Raw genomic sequence first — 4,102 nt, forward strand, 5'->3', positions numbered from 1 at the left:
CCGCCATCACGCCGCCGCAGCCGAGGCTCTCGTCGTCGGGATGGGGGGCCACGACGACGAGGCCGGTGCCGCCCGTCAGGGTGTCGAGGTCAGCCACCGGCAGACGTTCGGCGGCGGCAAGGAAGGCGTCGGCGTGCATGGGGCGGGCTCGGGTGACGGCGCGGACGACGCGCGTGATCCCATCTACCCTGGCCTGCCTGATCGCCGTCTGAACGGGCGCGGTTCCTAGTTGTCGCAATCTGACGCTTGGTACCCGCCGCGAGAAGCCGCTTCCGACCCTGAGCGGCCTTTAGTAAGGTCGGCTTTCAGGCTGCTTGTGGGAATTTGAGAATACGACCGGGTTGGGTGATCTGCGGACCTTAGTTTGTGAAGACTTCGATCTCTGCGAGCGGGACCACGAAGGGGTCGATCAGGATGGCGCTGCCGTCGTCCTTGTAAACTTCAAGCTCGTGCAAGCGCCCATCGACCACGTGCAGGAGGAGATTGATGGCCGGTCTATGCAGACCCGGCCCGGAGCCGTCGTAGTGGTAGTAACCCTCGACCGGAACACGTTCTCGAACTTCCGCCTGCGGCTTATTGGTCTGAAAACGTACGCTGCCCTCGCGATCTATGCGACGCGCGAGAGCCGAACGTGCTTGGGCTGCAAGCTCACTCCGGCCAGGGAAGTTGGTGGCGAGAAGAAGGCCGAGTACCGCGACCTCCTCCGGCCTCAACGCGCGCCAGGGTTCGTCTAATGGGTTGTTCGAATCGGCAACCATGCCGATGAGTGAACCATTATCCCATCGGCCCCGCTACGGATGGATTGCGGACGTTCACCGTAGGGCCATTATGGGCGGCATGCCTGAACTTGCTCGCATTTCAGTTGGCCTCCGTATCTTCGGCGAGGCCCTTGATCCCGACGAGATCACGCGCTTGCTCGGCGTCGAGCCTACGGGTTGCGCGCGCAGAGGCGACACCCATCGAACTGCGTCCGGTCGCGAAGTCGTCGCCCGGTCTGGGTCCTGGCGTCTTGATGCGGGTCTGCCCGGCGATCTCAACACGCAGATCAGCGCACTCCTCACAAAGCTTCCGAGCGATCCGATCATCTGGCGCAAACTGTCCGAGCACTACGAGTGCGACGTTTTCTGCGGGCTGTTCATGCGGGAAGGTAACGAGGGGACGGAGTTGTCGCCCCTGGTGATGTCGATGCTTGCCATCCGTGGCTTGCGGCTTGGCCTGGACATCTATGGCGGCTCGGACTGATCAGGGGCTGCTAACGGTCGAAGGCGGAACGTACGCTTCGGGGCTTAAGGCCGGAGTCCGGTTGCCACCCGTTGCGGACTTCGCAGGTGGGTACCAAGCGTCAGATTTGGACCACTAGACGGCGGTGCCGCTCTCCTCCGCGAAGGTCGCGATGGCACCCGCCGTGGTCAACCAGATGTCGTCGCGATGGGCCGCGATATGGGCGAGCGCTCGGCGCAAGGGGCGCAGCCGGTGGGGCTGGCCGACGATGTAGGGGTGCAGCGCGATACCCATGACGAGCGGCGCGTTGCGCGATTGCTCCAGCATCTCGTCGAAGGCGTCGACGAGGGCGTCGGCGAACTGCTGCCCGGTCTCCTTGCGAGCCACGATGGCGGGGATGTCGTTGAGTTCCTGCGGATAGGGCACAGCGAGGATGCGCCCGCCGTCACGGGTCGCAAACCAGGTCGGCTGGTCGTCGTGACACCAGTCGAGGAGGTAACGGTAGCCGGCTTCCACCAGGAGATCCGGGGTGTTTCGGCTCTGCGAGATCCATGGGCCGAGCCAGCCCTTCGGCGCCTGGCCCTCCTGTTTCGCCAGGATGGCGGTCGCCTCCGCGATGAGGGCGCGCTCTCCGGCCTCGTCGCGATCGCCCTGGCGCTCGGAATTGGTGCGCCCATGCCCGACGATCTCGTCGCCGCGCGCCCGGAACGCCTCGATCAGGCCCGGGCAATCGGCATAGAGGCGGCTGTTGACGAGGACGCTCGCGGGGAGCCCGAGCGCGTCGAGGGTATCCTTGACCCGCCACGCTCCGACGCGGTTGCCCCAGTCGCGCCAAGCGTAGTTCAGCACGTCCGGCTGCGGCCCGCCCGGCGCCAACTCGGCGCCGAGACCGCGCCCGAAGTCGAAGCCTTCGAGGTTGAGCGCGACGTAGACCGCGAGGCGCTTCCCCCCGGGCCAGTCGTAGACCGGGCGATCGGGCAGGGCGCTGTAGCCGTAGCGGCCGTGATGCGGCGTGTCGGACATCGTGGGTCTTTCGCGGATCAGGACGGATCGAGCAGGGCCGGCCGGCGCCGGCTCACCCAGTTTGTCGCGGCGTCGTAGGCGGCGCCAAGTTGCAGGCAGGCACGCTCGCCGTTGTTGGGGCCGACGATCTGGATGCCGGAGGGGCGCCCGGCGGGATCGAATCCGGCCGGAACGTTGAGGGCGGGCAAGCCGCTCATGGTCACGGGGATCACCACCTCCATCCAGCGATGGTAGGTGTCCATCGCGCGGCCGCCGACGGAGTTCGGCCAGCGCTCTTCCACGTCGAACGGGAAGACCTGCGTGGAGGGCATCACCAGGAAATCGTAGCGCTCCTGAAAGCGGCGCACGGCCTCGTACCAGGCGGTGCGGCCCTCCTGGGCGGCGGTGACCTGATCGGCGCTGAGCGCCAGACCGCGCTCGACCTCCCAGATCGCCTCCGGCTTGAGGAGCGCGCGATAGGCCGGCTCGTCGTAGAGCGGACGCAGGTTCGAGGCGGTCATCCAGGCCCGCAAGGTCAGCCAGTCGCGCCAGACCTTGGCCATGTCGAAGCGCGGGCGATCCCATTCCACGCGGGCACCGAGGGTTTCGAAGGCGGACAGCGCGCTGCGGTCGAGGTCGAGCACGCCCGGCTCGAAGGGCAGGTAGCCGCCGAGATCGTCGAACCACGCGATGCGCGCGCCCGTGAAATCCCGCTTCAGGTCCTCGGCGAAAACGCTCGGGTCCTGGGTGTTGGAATAGGGTACCCGGGCGTCGTAGCCGGCCTGGACCGAGAGCAGGAGGCCGATATCGGCCGGCGAGCGCCCGATCGCCCCCGACACGCCGAGTCCGGCGGTGAACGCGTCCTTGGCCTCGATCGGGATGCGGCCATAGCCTGTGCGCAGCCCGAACAGGTTGTTGAAGGCCGGTGGGTTGCGCAGCGATCCCGCATGGTCGCTGCCATCGGCCACGGGCTGCATGTGCAGGGCGACGGAGACCGCCGCGCCCCCGCTCGACCCACCGGCGGTCTTCGTCGGGTCGTAGGCGTTGCGGGTGGCGCCGTAGACGGGGTTGAAGGTCTGCGAGCCGAGGCCGAATTCCGGCGTGTTGGTCTTGCCGACGATGATCGCGCCGCTCCTGCGCAGGCGCTTGACCATGATGGAATCGGCCGCCGCGATGCGATCGCGAAAGATCGGCGAGCCTTGCGTGAAAGGCAGTCCCTTCACGGCGTCGAGATCCTTCACGGCGAGGGGAAAGCCGTGCAGGGGCCCGAGGAATTCGCCGCGCGCAGCCTGTGCGTCGCGCTCCTCGGCGGCGGCCAGGAGATCGGCGCGCTCGCGCAGGGCGACGATGGCGTTGACCGCCGGATTCACCCGCTCGATCTGGTCGAGATAGGCGCTCATCACGGCGGCGCAGGAGATGCGCCGGGCGTGGATCGCGGCCGAAAGTTCGACGGCGCTCAGTTCGAGAATCCCGTGATCCGGTTGGTCGGCGCCTCCGGCACACCGACTCCCGACCGTGGGCGGTGTTGGTTCTGTGCTCATCATCTCGCTCCAGAAGGCGTTCAGATGCGCCGCCGAGTGTCAGGCCGGCAACCGGCGCTCCTGGAAGGCGTGGCAGGCCACACCCTCGATGAGGGCCGGAACCTCCATCCGGCAGCGCGCGTCGGCGAAAGGACAGCGCGGGTTGAAGGCGCAGCCCGAGGGCGGGTCGATCGGGTTCGGGATCTCGCCCGAGACCGGGACGCGCTTTCGTCCGGTGAGGCCGATATCCGGCACCGCATCGAGGAGCATGCGCGTGTAGGGGTGTTTCGGAGCACGGAAGAGGTCCCGTCCGTCTGCGATCTCGACCACGCGCCCGAGATACATCACGCCGATGCGGT

At 67.3% G+C, this 4,102-nt stretch carries 5 protein-coding genes and 1 pseudogene; 1 reads left to right on the forward strand and 5 read right to left on the reverse strand.

The genetic code is table 11. From position 1 onward, the window contains the following. Both JWQ05_RS15650 and JWQ05_RS15655 read right to left on the reverse strand, forming a co-directional pair. Positions 1-139 (reverse strand): annotated as a pseudogene (locus JWQ05_RS15650) (PIG-L family deacetylase); the annotation flags it as partial. A gap of 220 nt (positions 140-359) precedes the next feature. Then, complete coding sequence (locus tag JWQ05_RS15655; RefSeq protein WP_299660118.1) at positions 360-758, reverse strand: hypothetical protein; 399 nt, start codon at positions 756-758, stop codon at positions 360-362. A 79-nt stretch (positions 759-837) separates the two neighbouring features. Between JWQ05_RS15655 and JWQ05_RS15660 the strand changes: the two genes are divergently transcribed. After that, complete coding sequence (locus JWQ05_RS15660) at positions 838-1,242, forward strand: DUF4279 domain-containing protein (RefSeq protein ID WP_299660120.1); 405 nt, start codon at positions 838-840, stop codon at positions 1,240-1,242. Positions 1,243-1,356: 114 nt separating this feature from the next. Here JWQ05_RS15660 and JWQ05_RS15665 read toward each other — a convergent pair whose 3' ends face one another. The 3 genes from JWQ05_RS15665 to JWQ05_RS15675 form a co-directional block, all read right to left on the reverse strand. Beyond that, a complete protein-coding gene (locus tag JWQ05_RS15665) occupies positions 1,357-2,244 on the reverse strand; it encodes a polysaccharide deacetylase family protein (protein ID WP_299660123.1) in 888 nt (295 codons plus the stop codon). Positions 2,245-2,261: 17 nt separating this feature from the next. Continuing rightward, the gene (locus JWQ05_RS15670; protein ID WP_299660126.1) at positions 2,262-3,764 is read right to left on the reverse strand and encodes an amidase; all 1,503 of its coding nucleotides are present in this window, start codon (positions 3,762-3,764) and stop codon (positions 2,262-2,264) included. A gap of 39 nt (positions 3,765-3,803) precedes the next feature. Continuing rightward, the coding region (locus JWQ05_RS15675) for an ABC transporter ATP-binding protein (RefSeq protein WP_299660129.1) at positions 3,804-4,102 on the reverse strand (299 nt) is incomplete at its 5' end.

The sequence above is a fragment of the Methylobacterium sp. genome, assembly GCF_028290105.1.
Classification (GTDB): domain Bacteria; phylum Pseudomonadota; class Alphaproteobacteria; order Rhizobiales; family Beijerinckiaceae; genus Methylobacterium.